Source organism: Acetobacter sp. (genome assembly GCF_047721705.1).
In the GTDB taxonomy this organism is placed as follows: domain Bacteria; phylum Pseudomonadota; class Alphaproteobacteria; order Acetobacterales; family Acetobacteraceae; genus Acetobacter.
The window spans coordinates 1-2,117 of sequence record NZ_JBDNXK010000178.1; the positions used below are offsets into that span (position 1 = coordinate 1).

The 2,117-nt window shown below is 49.1% G+C and carries 2 protein-coding genes; one reads left to right on the plus strand and one right to left on the minus strand.

The window, feature by feature from the left end; all coding sequences use genetic code 11:
- Positions 1-204: 204 nt before the first annotated feature.
- Positions 205-951 carry an SDR family oxidoreductase gene (locus ABF824_RS16265; protein ID WP_415489991.1) on the minus strand — a complete coding sequence of 249 codons (747 nt, stop codon included), beginning with the start codon at positions 949-951 and terminating at the stop codon, positions 205-207.
- Positions 952-1,100: 149 nt separating this feature from the next.
- Between ABF824_RS16265 and ABF824_RS16270 the strand changes: the two genes are divergently transcribed.
- Complete coding sequence (locus ABF824_RS16270) at positions 1,101-2,015, plus strand: helix-turn-helix domain-containing protein (RefSeq protein WP_415489992.1); 915 nt, start codon at positions 1,101-1,103, stop codon at positions 2,013-2,015.
- Positions 2,016-2,117 lie beyond the last annotated feature (102 nt).

Consider the following 2,117-nt stretch of genomic DNA (forward strand, 5'->3'; position numbering starts at 1 on the left):
ATATTAAAAGCAAACGGCTTGTCCGGCTTATGCCGAGGTGGACAGTTCCGGACAGGCCCATGCACCTGCTTTATAACGCAAGTCCGGTTATGACACCCAAACTGCGGGTCTTTGTGACCGAGCTTCAAGAGGCTTTCCAGCCTTAAGCCTCTTGTCGACGGTAGGATGTCTGTCTCCTAAGCTCGGTTAGCAATCAGTTTCTGTTCACCATCCCTGTTCAGTCGGAAGAACAAACAATTCTGCAACATCCATACGTGCAGGTGATTTCAGAGCAAAAAGAATACTGTCTGCTATGTCCTCGCCTTCGAGAAAGGTCATGGACGCTGCAAGGTCATCCATCTGTTTGCGGGAATCAGCATCTGTAATGTGGTCGTAAAGCTCCGATTTTACGGCTCCCGGCTGAATGCAGGTAACGCGGATATTATGCTTTGGTCCGATCTCCATTCTGAGGCCGTCTGAAAACGCTGTTACCGCAGCCTTGGTGGCGCAATAAACGGCGAGACCCGTAAAGACTTTCCGGCCTGCAATCGAGGACATGTTGAAAATATGGCCCGAATGCTGTGCGATCATCTGCGGAAGAACGGCTGCCGTTGCATTAAGAACACCAGATATATTGACGTCCACCATCTGCTGCCATTCGTCCACTTTCAGGCTGTCAACGCTGGATAGGGGCATCAGGCCCGCATTGTTGACCAGAACGTCAATCCTTCCAAATTGGGCGATCAAGCTCTTTGCCGCTTCTTGACACGAGACAAGATCAGTAACGTCCGTCACCAGAGGAATGGCTCGACCGCCAGCCTTGGTAATTTCACTGACAAGCGTCTCCAGGCGATCATGACGACGTGCCGCCAGGCCGACTGTCATTCCTTCTGCTGCAAGTTTGCGCGCTGTTGCCGCACCAATGCCACTGGATGCTCCGGTCACCAGAGCAACTTTTCCTGCAATATTCATAATCTTCTCCACACGACGAGCCTTCAATCGGCCTTAATTGTCGAAGGAGGTGTAAATTATGCCAGAAGATATCTCGCATGGCTTCTTGCTGAAACTATCGCGATTTTGCGCTATAGATAGTCGCGCATGGAAATGAGAGAGTGTAGCAGATGGTTTTGTCCTGCCTTCCTTCTCGGCGTGCTGCCAGTTTGACACTGGAGCAACTTCTCCCCGGGAAGAAAGTCGCGCAAAGTGAAGGGGATGTCTGGAAGGATGTTGACGTCCAGATATTCACTCGCCCGGTACAAGAAGACGAAATTCTTGTACCTGCCGTCGCAGAACCCCTGCTTGTTTGGGTTATCCGCGGAGAAGCAAATATTGAAGAGCGTGAACTGACAGGGCCTTGGGAACAGAGCAAGGCAAGAGCAGGAACATTTTACCTCACGCAGACGGACACACCCTATCTGATGCGGTGGCAGGGCAAGGGAAACACTTGTTTTGAAGTGTTGCATCTCTATCTTGGACTTGAGCTTGTCGATCGGGCTGCCATGTCATTAAATCTGAATTCATCCCGTATTCGAATGCGGGATGTTTCGGGCGGGGAAGATGCTTTCATATCAGGAATTTTGAGTGGTCTGATAGCTGAAATGCAATCTTCCGTTATTGCAAATCCCTTATTTGTAAATGGCCTTCTGGAAAGTCTGACAGTTCATCTTTTAAGACAGTATGCTGATACCAAGGCTAAGATAAAGCTACGATCCACACTCTTGCCCACATGGAAACTGCGTAGAGTTCTTGATCATATGGAAGCACATCTGGCCGAACCATTTGATTTGGATTGTCTTGCTGCTTTGTGTGGCATGAGCCGTTTTCACTTCAGTCGCTCATTCCGTACAACCACGGGACAAACCCCCTCTGGTTGGTTCATGCAGCGCCGCGTCCAGAAAGCATCAGAAATGCTTCGTAAGACCAATCTTTCCATTATCGAGATTGCCTTGGGGATCGGATACGACAGTCCAAGTCACTTTGCTCAGGTCTTCCGCAGAGTGACAGGTGTCAGTCCTCGTCACTATAGAAAACTGTAATCACTCTCTGAATAAGGTTTCAGAAAAAACCTTGGTAAAAAAGTTCACCTAAATACAGTCCCATTCCAAAGACAGCATGAGCGCTTATACTGAGAAATAGTC